The following is a 15,943-nucleotide window of genomic DNA, read 5'->3' on the forward strand; positions in this document are numbered from 1 at the left end:
AAATGGAGACTACGCATGAACAAATTATCCCTCACCACTGTTGTTGCTTCTGTTGTCTTAGTATTGGCAGTACCTGCACATTCAGCAGAGAAGGAGTTTACGACTAAAATTGCTATTGATGCGTGGTTCCCTGATGGAAAGGTTGGCTCTAAAGATAATGCCGTTCGTGATAATGATGTTGATGCATCACAAGCGTTTTCTATTGCATTTGAACATCCATACCCAATTTTACCAAATGTAAAAGTACGTTATACCCCTGTGAAAGCAGATCGTTTTGAATATGATCAAATCGATTATACGGGTTACTATAAATTATTAGACACTAACGGTCTTCAGTTTGATGTAGGTTTGACCTTAACGCAGTTTGCCAATGGTGAATTCAATAAAGGTGGCTCTGTTGATTCAACGCAACCACACGATCAAAGCTTTAGTGAAACGGCGATGAACATGTACGCGGATGCGTCACTGCATATTCCAAATACAAACTTCCATATTTTTGGTCAGTATGATTTTGGTAGCAGCAGCGATACTCGAACAATGGATGGTCAAGCAGGGGTTAAGTACATTCTTCCTGTTGATGAAACCGTTGATGTTGAATTCAAGCTGGGTTATCGAGTTATGGATCATGAGTTTGGTTACTTTGAAGGTTTTGATAGCGACCAAGCAAACGTCATGGTAGATGGCTGGTTCGGCGGTTTGTCATTTGATTTCTAATCAAAGATAACAAAAATTATTGAGAATAGCGGCGCAGGAAACTGAGTCGCTATTTTTTTATTTAAAATTTGCTCAATCTAGGTTTATTGACCATGCTTATAGAATGGATATAACTATGATATTCATATTTGTTAAGGATGCAGTTATGACGACATTAAGTGAATTAAAATTGATGTACCAAGAAGACCAACTTGTTGAGGCCGTAATTGAATCAGCGATGGTAGAAGATACTTGGATTGTAGAATTTCGCCATGTCCACGGAGGCCTTGTTTTACTTACGGATATGAAGGGAGGAGAGCTGAAATACAGGGATTTAGAATCGGCGTCAAAAAGCGCATTAGCCGTTGGATTCAATCAAGTCAGGATTAATGATTAGTGCTTATAATGAACAAATAAAGACAAAGCAAACATTTCTTTCTTCCAAAAAGTTATAAAACATTCTTATCTATTCTTTCTTGTTATTGGAAAGAGTCGCTAATCTAACATGACGCAATGAATAGGGATGTCGTCATGTTATTAAAGGAACTCTCCGCACTCGCTAGCCCACTTAATGATCAACAAATAGGTCAATTACAGCTAGCCGCTTCAGAATTATCTCCACAACAACTTGCTTGGGTAAGTGGTTATCTTTGGGGGGTAAGCCAAACATCTGGTGCCACACAACCAGCAAACCAAGCCGCCGTGGCGGTATCAAGTGAGCCTGTTAGTAAATTATCAATTATTTATGCCTCACAAACCGGTAATGCAAAAGGTGTCGCTGAAGCATTAAAAGCAGAAGCGTCAGCGATTGGTATTCGTGTTGAATTATTTGATGCGAGTGATTATAAAGGCAAAAACCTCGCTAAAGAAACGCACGTTATTATTGTTGCATCTACTAATGGTGAGGGAGAAGCCCCTGATAATGGCATTGAGCTGCATGAATTTTTACAATCGAAAAAAGCACCTAAGCTAGATAAATTACACTATGGTGTGATTGGTTTAGGGGATTCAAGCTATGAATTTTTTTGCCAAACCGGGAAAGATTTTGATGGCTTTCTAGCCAAAAAAGGAGCAACCGCATTTATTGATCGTATTGATCTGGATGTTGATTATGAAGCTTCTGCCGTTGAGTGGCGTAAACAAGCGTTAGAGAAAGTAAAAGAAACCTTATCAACAGATAATGAGTCTAAAAATGGACAGGTAGTGCAATTACCTGTTGGTCAAGCGGCGCGCTCTGCTTCGCAATATTCAAAACAAAACCCATACACCGCGACATTATTAGCCAGTCAGAAAATTACGGGTCGAGATTCAGGTAAAGATGTTCGCCATATTGAAATTGATCTTGAAGATTCAGGATTAACTTATCAGCCAGGTGATGCATTAGGTGTGTGGTTTGAAAATAGTCTAGAGTTAGTCACCGCTGTGTTAAAACAAGTTGGATTAACTGGAGAAGAACACATTGAAGTCGATGATGAATCAATATCTCTTCAAAAAGCCTTAATTGAAAAATATGAAATCACATCAGCAAATCCACAGCAAGTCAGCAAGTTTTCAGAGCTATCAGGCAGTAAAAAGTTAGAGAAGTTAGTTCAAGACAAAGATAAGTTACGTCAATACGCTGGCAATACTCAAGTGATTGATCTGTTATCAGAAAAGAAAACCAAATTAACGGCAGAGCAACTAGTGGGTTTACTTCGCCGTCTAACGCCTCGTTTATATTCTATTGCTTCAAGCCAGAGTGAAGTGGATGAAGAAGTTCACCTGACTGTCGGTGTGGTTGAATATCAACTGGGGGATGAAACTCGATTCGGTGGTGCCTCTAGCTTTTTATCTCATCGTCTAGAAGAAGGCGCAGAAGTGAACGTGTTTATTGAACACAATAATAATTTCAAACTTCCTCAAGATGACAACGTGCCAGTCATCATGATTGGTCCTGGTACGGGTATTGCCCCTTTCCGTGCGTTTGTTCAAGAACGTGACAATCGTGATGCAGAAGGTAAAAACTGGTTATTCTTTGGTGATAGAACTTTTACGCAAGATTTCTTATACCAAGTTGAATGGCAAAAATACCTTAAGTCAGGTGTTATAAATCAATTAGATGTGGCGTTCAGTCGTGATCAACAAGAAAAAGTCTATGTTCAACATCGTATCTTAGAGCATTCAATTCAAGTGTGGCAGTGGCTGCAAGATGGCGCTTATATTTATGTCTGTGGTGATGCCACTCGCATGGCAAAAGACGTACATGAAGCATTAATTACGATTGTTGAGCAGCAAGGAAAAAAGAACAGAGAAGAAGCAGAGCAATTTGTAAATGATCTGCGTAAGGCGAAACGTTACCAAAGGGATGTGTACTAATGAGCGAACAAATTGCAGTAAAAACAATCTTATCAGGCACAGAACTTGGCCCATTAGCGGATAACGAGCGTCTAAAGCGTGAAAGCAAAAACCTTCGAGGTACGATCGTTGAGGATCTTCAAGATCGCATTACGGGCGGTTTTACCAACGATAATTTTCAATTGATCCGTTTTCACGGCATGTATCAGCAAGATGACCGAGATATTCGAGCTGAGCGTGCAAAACAAAAATTAGAACCTCTGCATAACGTAATGCTTCGTGCACGTATGCCGGGTGGAATTATTACCCCAAAACAGTGGTTAGCGATTGATAAGTTTGCAGAAGAAAATACATCGTATGGCAGCTTACGTTTAACTACACGTCAAACCTTTCAGTTTCATGGTGTATTAAAGCCAAACATTAAATTAATGCATCAAACATTGAATAGCATTGGTATTGATTCGATTGCAACTGCGGGTGATGTAAACCGAAATGTATTGTGTACGACCAATCCGGTGGAATCAGAGCTACATCAAGAAGCTTACGAGTGGGCAAAAAAAATCAGTGAGCATTTATTACCAAAAACTCGTGCGTATGCTGAGATCTGGTTGGATGGTGAAAAATTAGAAACCACAGATGAAGAGCCTATTTTAGGCAGTAACTATCTTCCTCGTAAATTTAAAACTACCGTCGTTATTCCACCACAAAATGATGTTGATGTGCATGCCAATGATTTGAATTTCATTGCCATTGCAAATAACGGCAAATTAGTTGGTTTTAATGTATTGGTTGGTGGGGGCCTTGCGATGACGCATGGTGATACGGCAACGTACCCTCGTCGAGCGGATGATTTTGGTTTTGTGCCATTAGAAAAAACATTGGAAGTGGCGGCAGCGGTAGTAACGACTCAGCGTGATTGGGGTAATCGTTCAAATCGTAAAAATGCAAAAACAAAATACACGTTAGATCGCGTGGGTGTTGACGTCTTTAAAGCGGAAGTCGAAAAGCGTGCTGGTATTCAATTTGAAGCAAGCCGTCCTTATGAGCTAACAGAACGTGGTGATCGAATTGGTTGGGTAGATGGCATTGATGGTAAGCACCATCTTGCATTATTTATCGAAAATGGTCGTTTATTAGACTACCCAGGTAAGCCATTAAAAACCGGTGTTGCTGAGATTGCTAAGATCCACCAAGGTGATTTTAGAATGACAGCCAATCAAAACTTAATTGTTGCTGGGGTACCTGCTGAGCAAAAAGATCAGATAGAGCAAATTGCTCGAGAGCATGGTTTAATTGATGATGGGCATTCAGAACAACGTAAAAACTCAATGGCGTGTGTGGCTTTTCCTACTTGTCCATTAGCGATGGCAGAAGCAGAACGTTTCCTTCCTGAATTTGTCACAGAGATTGAAGGGGTACTGAAAAAACATAATTTGCCAGAAGACGATAATATTATTTTCCGAGTGACGGGATGCCCTAATGGGTGCGGTCGAGCAATGCTTGCTGAGATTGGTTTAATCGGTAAAGCTCCGGGTCGTTATAATTTCCATTTAGGCGGTAATCGCAGTGGTACTCGTGTTCCTAAAATGTACAAAGAAAATATAACGGATCGCCAAATCTTATCAGAGATTGATGAATTGGTTGGTCGTTGGGCAACTGAGCGTCAAGAGAATGAAGGCTTTGGTGATTTTACCATTCGAGCCGGAATTGTGGATGAAGTGAAAGTATCAAAAAGGGACTTTTATGCCTAAATTGCAACTGTCAGAGCTGCTGTCATTAAATAAAGTCGAGCAAATTTTACGCTTAGCTGAAATTAATACCGAGCTTGAACAACTGACGGCTCAAGAGCGAGTTTCTTGGGCTTTAGATAATCTAGAAGGTAAACCTGCAGTTTCTTCAAGCTTTGGAATTCAGGCCGCGGTAATGTTGCAATTAGTCACGGACGTTAAGTCTGATACGCCTGTAATTTTAACGGACACTGGGTATCTTTTTCCTGAAACGTACCAATTTATTGATACATTGACGGAGCGTCTGAACTTGAATTTACAAGTATTTACAGCAGATGAAACTCCCATGTGGCAAGAAGCACGCTACGGAAAGTTATGGGAGCAGGGCGTCGATGGACTTAAACATTATAACCGTTTAAATAAAGTTCAGCCGATGCGAAGAGCATTAGATCAACTTCAAGTGGGTGTTTGGTTCTCGGGATTACGTCGTGATCAATCAAGTTCTCGTTCACATTTGCCTATTTTAAGTATTCAAAATGGGGTATTTAAATTTCTACCGGTTATCGATTGGAGTAATCAAGAGGTGCACTATTATTTGGAAGAGAAAGGATTACCTTATCATCCATTAAGAGACGAAGGATATTTGTCTGTTGGTGATACACATACAACTCAGAAATGGGAACCGGGAATGAAAGAAGAAGACACTCGATTTTTTGGATTAAAGAGAGAGTGTGGGTTACATGAAGATGATGCTGAAGCGGAAGGCTCTGGAATTTAATTTTTCTTTCTATCGTCGATAAAAATAAAAAGACAGCGATTATTCACTGTCTTTTTTTATTTCTCTTAAAAAGAAATTATTTCCATAATGAAGTCAGAGAATCAAGCAGGCCTGAGCTTGCGTCTTGTGATGTTAGGTATTGAGTAATTAATGGGGTGAATTTTGAAATAAGAGCCGGATCTAAACCTAGAGCAGAAAATGCAGTTTTAACACTGTCCATGTTTGAAATCATACCGCCTAGTCCACCAGGGATAGCACCAGTTAGAGACTCAAGGCCAGGAACCATACTATTTAGTTCAGAGCTTTCAGAGCTTGATAACCCATTACCTGCCATTGCTAATAATGCACCTGCACCACCAGCTGCTTGATCGGCAGAAATACCTAAGTTATCTGTCAACATACCAACAAGAGGGTTTGAAGCGGCTGCTTGTTCTGTTTTTGCTTCATCATCTCCACCACCAAATAAGCTAGATAAGAAGGCATTAGCCGGTGCAGCAGCAGTAAGAGCAATCGCTAAAGTCGATAAAATAAGAGTTTTTTTCATTGTCATTTCCTTTTAACATTATGGTTTTATTTTCGTAACATACCGTTAGAGTATGACATAAAAAAAAGCGATGCCCATAGGCATCGCTTTCTTATTTTATTTTTAATCTTTTTTGAGAAAGATTAAAGAATGTCTAGTAGTTCTACTTCAAATACTAGTGCTGCATATGGAGGGATTGCAGCGCCAGCGCCACGCTCACCGTATGCTAGGTCTTGTGGGATAGAAAGCTTCCACTTAGATCCTACAGGCATTAGTTGAAGAGCTTCAACCCAACCAGCGATAACGCCAGTTACTGGGAATTCAGCAGGTTGGCCGCGTTCTACAGAACTGTCGAATACAGAACCGTCAGTTAGCATACCGTGGTAGTGAACACGTACTGTTTTATCAGAAGTTGGAATTTCACCAGTACCTTCAGTTAGTACTTCATATTGAAGACCAGACTCAAGTACAGTAACTTCTGAACGTAGTGCGTTGTCCGCTAGGAACGTTTCGCCGTCAGCAGCAGCTGCTTTAGATGCTTCAGCACGAGTTTCTTCAGCACGCATGTGAAGCGCTTGAAGTGCTTCGTTGATTGCGTCAACTTCGATTTCTGGCATGTCGCCAGTTAGTGAAGTTGCGATGCCTTTAGCGATCGCTGCAACGTTTAGGCCTTCAAGACCAGATTGTGCAAGTTGTTGGCCCATTTGTAGACCAATACCGTAGCTTGCTCTTTGCTCAACTGTTTCTAATTTAACTTCAGACATGCTGTCTCTCTTTCTTTATATGGTATAAACGAAGAGATAAAGGATACAGAGATCTAAGCTTAAGGTAAACTTTTGTACTTCTTTGCACTCTGATATTAGAATAAAACGTGAGCTAACCAGTTTCGCATGAGGCGATGTCATGAATAAAAAAAAGAAACCGAACATAAAACGTCCTGACTTTAAGGTTCAGTTGGCTGTTGTACAAAAAAAATTAGAACCAATAGCGGCTAGATTTTCTCCATTTTGGGATCGTTTACCTGCTTTTCATCAAAAAGCATTGATGGTTTTATTGCCTGTTACATTAGTTTTAGTTTTATTACCAAGTGGTAACCAAGAGGTTGATTCTGCAACGGTTGAAAGTATTTCGCCTACGATGATCCCTGCGGATGAAATGCAGAGACAAACCGTGAGTTTAAATTTAGAAGGGTTGAGTGAACAAGAAGAGGCGATTCGTAATGCGCCTTCCCCTTATGAGCTTGAACAAGAAAAATCGGCAGAAGAAATAACAGAAGTAAAAACGTCTCCACAAGAACGAAGCGCTGAGAAATGGCACGATTATAAAATTAAAGAAGGCGATACGCTTTACCAAGTGTTTAGAAAAAATAATTTATCGCTGACTGAATTAAATAAAGTATTGAAAGTTGAAGGGGCAGATAAGCCGTTGAGCAATGTTAAAAAAGGCCAACTGTTTCGTTTTAAACTCAATACTCGAGGGGATTTGGATATCATTCAAATCGAGCGAGAAGGCCAAGCGGTGATGTATTTTAGAATGTCTGATGGCAATTTCGGCCGCAGTAAATAATTCCGGCTGATTTATTTCCCTCTTAGGTTTTTGAGCCATGCTTTGGGCATTAGAGGGAAAATAATTAATCCAATCCCTACCAATGTTAAGCTGTCTGGCACTTCATCAAACCACCATACCCCAAATAAAACGACAAAAATTAACCCTGAATACTCAGCCAAAGAAATTTGTGTCGCAGGGGCTTTCTTATAGGCCATCGTTGCCAATCCATTGTACGTAATTATACAACTGGCACTTAACGCTACCCAGAAAAAAGCGTGGAGTGTTAATGGTTGCCAATATAAAAACGCCAAAGTACCTGATACAGGTAAAGACAATAAGGTTGTCCACAGTAACGTTGTAATAACCGATTGTTCGCTGGGTATCCGTCGGATTAAAATATTAAACAGCGCTAAGGTTATCGCGGTACCGAGGGCAAAAATAGCCGCCCAATGGAATTGAGAAGGTCGGAGAATAATGAGTACACCAAGAAATCCAATTAAGGTTTGAATGATTTTTTTTGTGGATGGTTTTTCTTTTAGTAATAGCATCGACAAAGGGATCATGATTAATGGTGCGGTATAAAAAATGGCGTTTGCGGTGGCTAAAGAAAGATAGGTAATGGATACCACCATGCAACCACTGCCGATTAATACGACATGGGCACGAATCGCCGTCATTTTTATATTGCTTATTTGTCGCTCTGCTGATGGTTGTTTAATCCAAAAAGGAAAAATAAGCGCTAAGGAAACAAGCTGGCGTATAAAAATATACTGAAAAGGGGATACGCCCCCTTCCAACACCTTTACGGCGACATCTGACAGTGATGCCATCAAATTACCTAAAACAAGTAATAATATGGCCATATTAGTGGGTGATATCTGTGGTTTCAATTGGGTCATTATTTTTCTAAACGCATGTCGACGTGAGGAATATCATCTTCTAAGTACATATCAGAGATAACGGTAAAACCGTGTTTTTGATAGAAATGAGTTAAGTGCTCTTGAGCGCCTATATCAATCGTTTCTCCCGGCCATAATTCTTCACAATGAAGTAATGCTTCAGATAATAATTGATGACCGAAGCCATGACCTCTTGCGCTTTCTTTTGTCGCAACTCGACCAATGCTTACGTGATCATAAGACGTGCCTGGTGGAAGTAATCGTGCACAAGCGACCATTTCATTGTTTTTAATACCAATTAAATGATAAACCCCATCAACGCAATCTTTGCCGTCGAGCTCAGGGTAGGGACACGTTTGTTCGACAACAAATACATCAACTCTTAAGCGAAGCAAATCGTATAACTGTGGTGTGGTTAATTTGCTAAACGGAATTTTTTGCCATTGAATCATGATGATGTGCTCTGCCTGTAATATGAAAAGACAAGATAGCAACTTCGACTTTTTTGAGCATTAACTTATGTTAATTTATTTTTTATTCGTCCTTTAATTCTGCTCAAACTGATGTGAGTTATTCCTAAATAAGCGGCAATTTGATAATCAGTTAACTTTTCAATTAATGCAGGGTAGGTTTGGCAGAAGATTTGGTATTTTTCTTGGGGAGAATAAAGAAGCATAAAACGCTCTTTTTTCTCTTTATACATTAATTGCGTTTCTAGCAATTGCAGATAAAAAGGGTGAGATTGTGCTCTCCATGTCTTCAGAAAGGAGATAGGGATTGAGAGTAAGGTGACAGGTGTGATGGTCTCAAGAGTATAAGGCGATGTTTGATTATTAACGAGGCTTTCAAAACAAATAATCCAATCGCCTTGCCAATAAAATTCCTTGCTAAATTGTTTGCCATGCTCTGTTAAATAGGAAGCATGACAGATCCCATCGATTAAAAAATAGAGGTTATCTGTCATGTCATCTTGTTTTATGATGATTTGTTTTGACGCCAGTTGTGTTTGTTTAGTTTTGCTAATTAATACTTCAATTTCTTTTGCAGTGAAGTCATAACATTGGAGTCGGTGAATAAAATCATTCAGCATTATGTACCATCATTTCGAGTGTATGTTGTTGCGATTGTGTTTTTCAAGGTAGCACATTGCTTCTTCTTTCCCCATGTATTTACTTAATGTTTTGTGTGGAACATTACTCATATCGACCACAATTAATCCATCCAAAGCGTCATTAAAATCTGGATCAACATTAAAGCAAATTAACTTACCATTGAGTCCGATGTATTGGCGAAGTAAAACGGGTAAGCCTTTTCCTTTTTCGATACGACTTAATACTTTTGATAGCAGTTTTAAATCACCCAGTAGAGAAAGCATATCGCCATTCCATACTTTTTTTATTATCGGTTTAAGGGGAGTGGTTGCGGATACTAATGCCGCTTTTTCATTATCGTAATGATGAATAGTCAGCGTTGATGCAATTAATTGGCGTGCAGATAAGCTGTAGTCATTGCTGATACTGACTGGGCCAAACAAATGAGTGTATTGAGGACGTTGATAAACAAAGGTTGAGATCCCTTTCCATAATAAAAGTAATGAACTGACATTGCGCTGGTATTTTTTGGCAACCACAGAGCGTCCTACTTCTATCGAATTGTGTAATGTATTAATGAAGGGTTGTTGGTAGTTGAATAAACTGCGAGAGTACAAACCATCAAGTCCAAATTCTTCAATTAATTCATCGACTAATCCTAATCGGTAAGATCCAACGATTTCTTTATTTTCTTGATGCCAAATAAAAAGATGATAGTAGTGGGTATCGTATTCATCTAAATCACAAGACAGTCCGGTTCCTTCACCGACGTCTCTGAAGGTGACCTCTCTAATTCGTCCAATTTCTTGAATCACCGCTGGAATGAATTGGCTTTTGGTGCAATAAACGGCAAGGCCACTTTGTTCTAATAGTTTTGCGCTCTCAGGTAATCCATGTATTTCTTTTTCTAAAATATCGGCATTAATGGCGGGCATTATTGGCGATAATGCGGTGGCTTTCACTTCTGGTTGAGGCGTTTGGTCTGTATTGGTTGCGAGTAAATAGGTATTTAGTCTTAAATAATTAATGGTTTCAATCGGGGAATTAAATCCTGACAGTTCTTTATGAGAAATAGGGTTGCCGATCGATAGATTAATCGTATTTTCTTTTTTATTGAGCATCTCTCGTCCCAGCATTAATGTTCTTAATAGTGGGTGAATTTTTCCTGCAAGGTAAAAGGTGTGGCTATTTCGTCCATCAATATAAATGGGAACCGTGGTGGCGTTATGTTTCTGTATAAATTTGGTGGCGGAATAGCTCCATCGTTTGTCTGATAATAATTTTGTTTCTTTATTATAGGTAGAGACTTCCCCCGCAGGGAAAATAATTAATACCCCGTTATTTGCTAGGTGCTGATGGGCTTCACGCAGTGCGTTGGCATTGGTCTTTTTGGCTTGTTTTGTTTCAAATACATCGACGCCAATAAATAATTCGCTGATCTCTGGTATCTGTTTTAAATATTCATTAGCCAGTACTTTTACGTCTGGTCGAACGCGTCCTACCATCTCTGCTAATATCACGCCTTCTAAGGCGCCTAATGGGTGATTTGCGACAATAACAACAGGGCCTGTCGTCGGAATAGAGTCTAATTCGCCTTGATGAATATCATACGTGACATCTAAACATTGAAGCGTGTAGCGCATAAATTCAAAACTGTTTAGCCCTTTAGGTCGCTCTTGATAATGTGTATCTAACCGATTTAACCCCGTTACCCATTCGGCAAAAGATTCACCAAGGCCAAAAGGAGTCACTCTAGGAAGTCGAAATGGACTCGTCACCATACATTATATCCCTTTTGAATTAAGCAATAAGGCCAAAAAGCCATTGTCAGACTTAAGATCTCGAACTGAAAGAAATACGCCACACAACCATACTAAGCAAGCCATACCAAAGAGAAGTCCCCCGTCGTAGCCTATGATGTTCCCTACCGAATTAAACTCAGGCATTTGAATGCCAAGAGGGGTAAATAAATGAAAGAAGATAGCGCCACTCATTATTCCGACTGTCATTATTGCGCCTAAGCCATGGAAACGAGTAAATAATAGAAGAGAGGCAATAAGCTCTGCGGTTCCGATTAAATACCCACCATTGACACCAAACCAAGTAATCCCAGACCATTCTGCAAGCACACCAAAAATATGGTCCGTTTCATAAGATCCGGTAAATTTAAAAAACAGTGATTGAATAAAAACAAATGCGATAAAAACAGAAGGGCCATACTTTAGTAATTTTTCTTTCATCATTATTTCCTTTTATGATTTTTGGTTGGCTGTGTTTTTTAATTGTGACCGCTTACTTTTCTAGTAGCTTGGGTCAGTTTTTATCGCCTTGTGTGATGAAGCCTTGAATGTCTTTTTCCCATAAGGTTTTGACACCCGCGTCATAATTTAAATACAGCTTTCCATCTACAATTGAAAATTGATTCGGGTCACCAGGCGCGCGGTCATTTTTTTCAGCCACTGCCCAAGCACAAAAACCACCGTATTGAGGCGCGTATTTTGTCGGATTCGCGGTGAACAAATTTAAGTTCTCTTGAGAAACGAAATACCAATCAGCATCCATATAAGAGGTGACAAATTCAGAGCTTCCTTTTAGTGGTTTTTCTGCAGTGAAGTAACTAACACTGTCATAACCATCAATCGCTTTATTGCTAAAGAAGCCAGTATAAATTGCGTCTGAAGCAAAAGAGGATTGACTAAATATCAACATAAATAAACACAATAACTTTTTCATAATCATGACCTTATAATATTAACTGTATGAGTGGGTGTTGTTGTATGAATGGAAAGGAACATCATAGGCCAAATACTTTTTTGTTTGGCATGGTGAGCCTGAAAAATAACGTAATGTATTATTTTCATTATCGACAATGATGTGCGTAAAACTGACGGTTTGGGCATCTTGACGATGCATGCAAGGGGAGCGATGTCCTAGTTTTACATGATGATGTTGATGGAACGTATTCAGTGTTTGACGGTTTACGCCTGAATCGGTGAGTTCTTTGTATACTGACAAACGGTGTTCAATAACGCTTTTGGCATCCACGGATGAAGAGATCATAGGAGAGATCGGAGTTATTGAATCAAAGCTCTGTCCATCCCAGCGAAATCCTTTAACGGTATTATTTTCATTGGATGCCGTGGAAGGAAAAATTAATAGTGTAAAAGAGGCAAAATGAGAGAAATCCATTTTAGAAAGAACGTGTTGAATTGAATCTATATGATGGCAGGTGGCTAATTCTTTGATAAGAAGACCACGGCTTAACGCGTTATTTGGTGGTGTAGACCCCTGATAATAATTTAACAGACAGATTGAAATACCGTGATTATTGAGTGAAATCCAACTGCCTCCGCCGACAGGATCAATTGGCATAATGTAATCCACATTATTTTCTTGAAACACCTGAGGTGTTAATGCATCAGAGCGAGACCGCTGTTCGTCACGATTAAAAAATAATTCATATCCTGTAGGCGTGTTGAACCAAGAGACTGTGCACATTAGGCTTCTCCCCGTAAATAGGTCGTTGTTGTCGGCGCGAAACCAAACGTTGATTGCGTGTTTATGCCAATGGATAAGGTGATGACTTTTATTAACGCGTAATGATGAGAGGCATGAAGTGACGCAAAGGTTATTTCACGCTCGATACTTGAAAGCATTATGTGGTCTTGCTTTTTATAAGGACAAACCTCGGTGATCAGAGAGACTTGAGAGGTGAGTTGCTCTATCGGGAAATGAGTTAACCAATCTATTGTGTCATTCAGTTCAGTAATGGCGATGTCTTTATTTTTTTCAATCGGATGGCCTCGACGACGAACATTGTAATTAATTGGCTCGGTGGGTTCTTTTTTTATTAATGCTTGAAAAAGATCCAAAATATGACGGAAATGCTTGCCAATAGAACTCTCTACATAGGGCAATGCAAGGTGGATGTAATCACTATCGTTAATTAAATTTAATAGTGTTACTCCTTTTGTTAGTTCATCAATACAGCCACTAATAACGGGTGACTGATGTACCTCTTGTGTTGCGAGTGTTGGCATTAAAAACTCCTTTTTATTTAATCGGTCGGTGGATATTGAAGAGTGAGTTGTTTCTCTTCTTTCCATGCCGCCAATAGTTCTTTTATTTTTGGGGAGTGATGACCTTGTTTTTTTTGCAGTGCGCCAATTTCAAATAATATTTTGTATTGAAGTAATAACGTGGAAAAAATCGTTTTGAGTGGGGTGTTTCTATCCCAGATATGTGCGGCTTCACTGCTCGCGCCATTAATCTCTAAAATGGTAAAATCATCGCCTTTCATTAAAGATTGAATGTCTTTGAATTTCACATCTAGCCTACCGTAGTGAAATCCCTCTAAATCATTAAAAATCTGATCTAAACGTTCCGCCAATTGATCGGTGATGTATTGATTGCCATCTCTAAAGATAGAGCCTCGGCTATGGCTTCCAGCAAAGGCAAGTTGAAATTCTTTTCCTTCATCTAAAACCATGTTTATTTTTTTTTCATGACGGGGTAAATATAAGTGGGCTAATTGGCCCGCTCTGCTGTCGTTTTCGATTAATTGTTTTAATGTGCTGATGCCATCACCAACCACGAGGGGAGAGTACTTAAGCGTGATGGAAATTATGTTGCCTTTTTTCTCATTTGGGTAACGCACATAGAAAATCCCTGCTTCTGCTGCGTAAGGTGCTTTTTCTTGAATTAGAAATCGAGCATGAATAGGAAAAGAATTAAAATAATCACTTAACTGTTTTGGCGATTGAATTAATTTAACGCCAACACCGCGACAGCCTAAATCGGGTTTAGCGACCACAGGAAAGGACAATTGATGTTGGTTCATTTCATCAATGGCGTTTTGAGTTTGTTGTAAAATAGGATCGTTCGTTGTTGTTATCGTCGTAAAAGGCGATATCCATTGCTGAGCGATTGGCCCTGCTAAGTTTAAAATATCGTGTTTAGATTCACCAACCATGCCACTTAATTTAATTGATGGGTTAGCAATAAGAGGCAACGTAAAATCAAAGTGTTTTAGGCCAAGAAAAAAACTCTGAATGACCACGGGCGTATAAAAAAACCAACTTGGTAGAAATTCATAAGGAGACACACTTCGATGCGTGTCTGATTCGAGTTCTGGCATTCCTGCGTTTATATGACCTTTCGCTATTGTATTGATGGTGTTATTTGTCATTAGGTCAATTCCTTTGAAATTTTCTTTTTTGCTATTCGATTTGTGGCAAATAAAACCAATGTCATTATCGGTATTAATAACCATTGGTGCTCACTCGCTTTGATCCAACTGCTGCTACCTAAAAAATACACACTAGGAAACACGAGTGCAGTCCAAACGGCAGTAGCACTCATTACGGCAGTAAGAAAGGTAAGAACCCGAATATGGAATACACCACTTAAGGTAAAGCCTATTGTTCTAAGACCGGGGATAAATCGAATGATGAATAAATTAAGCATAGGATTAGATTGGAGTTTTTTCCTTAAGTAACGCAAATGAGCGTTGGTTAAGGTTTTATATCTAAGTAGGCGAAAACGTGTAGAGAGCCGACCTAAAAAATACAAACCAAGATCCCCACTGGCAATACCAATAAAAGCGGCTAATAGGCCTATCATAGGCGTCACCATTTCTTGGGCTGATAAACTGGCGGCAGTCACAATGGCCAGATCTTCCAATAGGTAAGAAAGTAAAATGATCCCCACAAAGATAGAGAGCTCTGAACTATGAGACGTAAACAGTGCTTCTTGTATATTTGCGACTAAATCATTCATAACTCTTCCTTCTGAGTATTTTTATTTAGAGTGGCACTCTATTAAAAAAATGTAAATATATGTTTCTCATTTGTTTTAATTTGAGCTTATGATTAACAATAGGTTCCGTTTATATTTGGTTTATGTATGAATAAAAGATTTTGGTTACACCTTGGCACGGCGATTGGGCTGTTTGGGTTTTTCTTTATTGCGGCTTTTGTTTTTCATATTTATGAAGTTTTTTACTTCTTTTCATTTTTGGCTTACGGCGTTTTAATTTTTAATCTATTAAGTGCCATTGTCTATGCGGATCAATGGTTTCATTATGTTCTTTGCAGTGTGCTATTAATTATTTTAGGGACGTTTGCATCGATAGATGTCTTATCCGCAAGGGATGAATTACTAACAAATTGGATAGAGGCGGAGTGGTTAGGGTTAACGGTCAAAAACAGTGATGATTACATTCAAGTTATTTTAATTCTAATTAATATTTTTACGGGAAGCTTGGCTGCCAATACGCTATTTTATGGATTATGTAAAAAAAATAGCACCGTTAAATAACGATGCTATCTTATGTAATCAGAGTAAATCAG

The 15,943-nt window shown here is 39.1% G+C and carries 19 protein-coding genes; 7 read left to right on the plus strand and 12 right to left on the minus strand.

Annotated elements, in window-relative coordinates; all coding sequences use genetic code 11:
- Positions 1–15 precede the first annotated feature (15 nt).
- The 5 genes from VSAL_RS02280 (at position 16) to VSAL_RS02300 (ending at position 5,532) form a co-directional block, all read left to right on the plus strand.
- Complete coding sequence (locus VSAL_RS02280; RefSeq protein WP_012549225.1) at positions 16–714, plus strand: TIGR04219 family outer membrane beta-barrel protein; 699 nt, start codon at positions 16–18, stop codon at positions 712–714.
- A 145-nt stretch (positions 715–859) separates the two neighbouring features.
- Positions 860–1,090: a hypothetical protein gene (locus VSAL_RS02285; protein WP_035470606.1), complete on the plus strand. Its 231-nt coding sequence runs from the start codon at positions 860–862 to the stop codon at positions 1,088–1,090.
- A 134-nt stretch (positions 1,091–1,224) separates the two neighbouring features.
- A complete protein-coding gene (locus VSAL_RS02290; RefSeq protein ID WP_044583167.1) occupies positions 1,225–3,048 on the plus strand; it encodes an assimilatory sulfite reductase (NADPH) flavoprotein subunit in 1,824 nt (607 codons plus the stop codon).
- Positions 3,048–4,778: an assimilatory sulfite reductase (NADPH) hemoprotein subunit gene (cysI, locus tag VSAL_RS02295; RefSeq protein WP_012549228.1), complete on the plus strand. Its 1,731-nt coding sequence runs from the start codon at positions 3,048–3,050 to the stop codon at positions 4,776–4,778. Before VSAL_RS02290 ends, cysI begins: the two co-directional genes overlap by 1 nt.
- Positions 4,771–5,532 (plus strand): phosphoadenylyl-sulfate reductase, encoded by a 762-nt coding sequence (locus VSAL_RS02300; RefSeq protein ID WP_012549229.1) that lies wholly within the window; start codon positions 4,771–4,773, stop codon positions 5,530–5,532. The genes cysI and VSAL_RS02300 overlap by 8 nt, the downstream gene beginning before the upstream one ends.
- A gap of 76 nt (positions 5,533–5,608) precedes the next feature.
- Here the strand turns inward: VSAL_RS02300 and VSAL_RS02305 are convergent, their stop codons facing one another.
- Both VSAL_RS02305 and VSAL_RS02310 read right to left on the minus strand, forming a co-directional pair.
- Complete coding sequence (locus VSAL_RS02305) at positions 5,609–6,076, minus strand: DUF2780 domain-containing protein (protein ID WP_044583168.1); 468 nt, start codon at positions 6,074–6,076, stop codon at positions 5,609–5,611.
- Positions 6,077–6,198: 122 nt separating this feature from the next.
- A complete protein-coding gene (locus VSAL_RS02310) occupies positions 6,199–6,819 on the minus strand; it encodes an FKBP-type peptidyl-prolyl cis-trans isomerase (protein ID WP_012549231.1) in 621 nt (206 codons plus the stop codon).
- Between the two features lie 139 nt (positions 6,820–6,958).
- On the opposite strand from VSAL_RS02310, the gene VSAL_RS02315 reads away from it, so the two are divergent.
- A complete protein-coding gene (locus VSAL_RS02315; RefSeq protein ID WP_012549232.1) occupies positions 6,959–7,621 on the plus strand; it encodes a LysM-like peptidoglycan-binding domain-containing protein in 663 nt (220 codons plus the stop codon).
- Between the two features lie 11 nt (positions 7,622–7,632).
- On the opposite strand, the gene VSAL_RS02320 is transcribed toward VSAL_RS02315, so the two are convergent.
- The 10 genes from VSAL_RS02320 to VSAL_RS02365 all read right to left on the minus strand — a co-directional run bounded on the left by VSAL_RS02320 (position 7,633) and on the right by VSAL_RS02365 (position 15,371).
- On the minus strand, positions 7,633–8,502 hold the full coding sequence (locus tag VSAL_RS02320; protein ID WP_012549233.1) for a DMT family transporter: 870 nt from the start codon (positions 8,500–8,502) through the stop codon (positions 7,633–7,635).
- Positions 8,502–8,954 (minus strand): GNAT family N-acetyltransferase, encoded by a 453-nt coding sequence (locus VSAL_RS02325; RefSeq protein ID WP_012549234.1) that lies wholly within the window; start codon positions 8,952–8,954, stop codon positions 8,502–8,504. Before VSAL_RS02325 ends, VSAL_RS02320 begins: the two co-directional genes overlap by 1 nt.
- Before the next feature lie 65 nt (positions 8,955–9,019).
- Positions 9,020–9,592, minus strand: coding sequence for a Crp/Fnr family transcriptional regulator (locus VSAL_RS02330; RefSeq protein WP_012549235.1), 573 nt, complete (start codon positions 9,590–9,592; stop codon positions 9,020–9,022).
- A gap of 9 nt (positions 9,593–9,601) precedes the next feature.
- Positions 9,602–11,374, minus strand: coding sequence for a lysophospholipid acyltransferase family protein (locus tag VSAL_RS02335; RefSeq protein ID WP_012549236.1), 1,773 nt, complete (start codon positions 11,372–11,374; stop codon positions 9,602–9,604).
- Between the two features lie 3 nt (positions 11,375–11,377).
- Positions 11,378–11,833, minus strand: coding sequence for a hypothetical protein (locus VSAL_RS02340; RefSeq protein ID WP_044583169.1), 456 nt, complete (start codon positions 11,831–11,833; stop codon positions 11,378–11,380).
- A gap of 73 nt (positions 11,834–11,906) precedes the next feature.
- Positions 11,907–12,326, minus strand: coding sequence for a YHS domain-containing (seleno)protein (locus tag VSAL_RS02345; RefSeq protein ID WP_044583170.1), 420 nt, complete (start codon positions 12,324–12,326; stop codon positions 11,907–11,909).
- Between the two features lie 18 nt (positions 12,327–12,344).
- Positions 12,345–13,091, minus strand: a complete 747-nt coding sequence (locus tag VSAL_RS02350) for an NRDE family protein (protein WP_012549239.1) — start codon at positions 13,089–13,091, stop codon at positions 12,345–12,347.
- Positions 13,091–13,633, minus strand: coding sequence for a hypothetical protein (locus VSAL_RS02355; RefSeq protein WP_044583171.1), 543 nt, complete (start codon positions 13,631–13,633; stop codon positions 13,091–13,093). The genes VSAL_RS02350 and VSAL_RS02355 overlap by 1 nt, the downstream gene beginning before the upstream one ends.
- Positions 13,634–13,650: 17 nt before the next feature.
- Positions 13,651–14,781, minus strand: coding sequence for a hypothetical protein (locus tag VSAL_RS02360; RefSeq protein ID WP_012549241.1), 1,131 nt, complete (start codon positions 14,779–14,781; stop codon positions 13,651–13,653).
- Entirely contained in the window at positions 14,781–15,371 is a 591-nt protein-coding gene (locus tag VSAL_RS02365) for a DedA family protein (protein ID WP_012549242.1), read from the minus strand. Before VSAL_RS02365 ends, VSAL_RS02360 begins: the two co-directional genes overlap by 1 nt.
- A gap of 126 nt (positions 15,372–15,497) precedes the next feature.
- Between VSAL_RS02365 and VSAL_RS02370 the strand changes: the two genes are divergently transcribed.
- The gene (locus tag VSAL_RS02370; RefSeq protein WP_012549243.1) at positions 15,498–15,911 is read left to right on the plus strand and encodes a hypothetical protein; all 414 of its coding nucleotides are present in this window, start codon (positions 15,498–15,500) and stop codon (positions 15,909–15,911) included.
- Positions 15,912–15,943 lie beyond the last annotated feature (32 nt).

Source organism: Aliivibrio salmonicida LFI1238, from assembly GCF_000196495.1.
GTDB lineage: Bacteria > Pseudomonadota > Gammaproteobacteria > Enterobacterales > Vibrionaceae > Aliivibrio > Aliivibrio salmonicida.

Bases quoted from the DNA above. Each gene is read 5' to 3' on its own strand.
- VSAL_RS02340 (WP_044583169.1), bottom strand. From the start codon at position 11,833: ATGAAAGAAAAATTACTAAAGTATGGCCCTTCTGTTTTTATCGCATTT.
- VSAL_RS02335 (WP_012549236.1), bottom strand. From the start codon at position 11,374: ATGGTGACGAGTCCATTTCGACTTCCTAGAGTGACTCCTTTTGGCCTT.
- VSAL_RS02290 (WP_044583167.1), top strand. From the start codon at position 1,225: ATGTTATTAAAGGAACTCTCCGCACTCGCTAGCCCACTTAATGATCAA.
- VSAL_RS02320 (WP_012549233.1), bottom strand. From the start codon at position 8,502: ATGACCCAATTGAAACCACAGATATCACCCACTAATATGGCCATATTA.
- VSAL_RS02360 (WP_012549241.1), bottom strand. From the start codon at position 14,781: ATGACAAATAACACCATCAATACAATAGCGAAAGGTCATATAAACGCA.
- VSAL_RS02325 (WP_012549234.1), bottom strand. From the start codon at position 8,954: ATGATTCAATGGCAAAAAATTCCGTTTAGCAAATTAACCACACCACAG.
- VSAL_RS02365 (WP_012549242.1), bottom strand. From the start codon at position 15,371: ATGAATGATTTAGTCGCAAATATACAAGAAGCACTGTTTACGTCTCAT.
- VSAL_RS02305 (WP_044583168.1), bottom strand. From the start codon at position 6,076: ATGAAAAAAACTCTTATTTTATCGACTTTAGCGATTGCTCTTACTGCT.
- VSAL_RS02300 (WP_012549229.1), top strand. From the start codon at position 4,771: ATGCCTAAATTGCAACTGTCAGAGCTGCTGTCATTAAATAAAGTCGAG.
- VSAL_RS02355 (WP_044583171.1), bottom strand. From the start codon at position 13,633: ATGCCAACACTCGCAACACAAGAGGTACATCAGTCACCCGTTATTAGT.
- VSAL_RS02370 (WP_012549243.1), top strand. From the start codon at position 15,498: ATGAATAAAAGATTTTGGTTACACCTTGGCACGGCGATTGGGCTGTTT.
- VSAL_RS02280 (WP_012549225.1), top strand. From the start codon at position 16: ATGAACAAATTATCCCTCACCACTGTTGTTGCTTCTGTTGTCTTAGTA.
- VSAL_RS02350 (WP_012549239.1), bottom strand. From the start codon at position 13,091: ATGTGCACAGTCTCTTGGTTCAACACGCCTACAGGATATGAATTATTT.
- VSAL_RS02345 (WP_044583170.1), bottom strand. From the start codon at position 12,326: ATGAAAAAGTTATTGTGTTTATTTATGTTGATATTTAGTCAATCCTCT.
- VSAL_RS02285 (WP_035470606.1), top strand. From the start codon at position 860: ATGACGACATTAAGTGAATTAAAATTGATGTACCAAGAAGACCAACTT.
- VSAL_RS02310 (WP_012549231.1), bottom strand. From the start codon at position 6,819: ATGTCTGAAGTTAAATTAGAAACAGTTGAGCAAAGAGCAAGCTACGGT.
- VSAL_RS02315 (WP_012549232.1), top strand. From the start codon at position 6,959: ATGAATAAAAAAAAGAAACCGAACATAAAACGTCCTGACTTTAAGGTT.
- VSAL_RS02330 (WP_012549235.1), bottom strand. From the start codon at position 9,592: ATGCTGAATGATTTTATTCACCGACTCCAATGTTATGACTTCACTGCA.
- cysI (WP_012549228.1), top strand. From the start codon at position 3,048: ATGAGCGAACAAATTGCAGTAAAAACAATCTTATCAGGCACAGAACTT.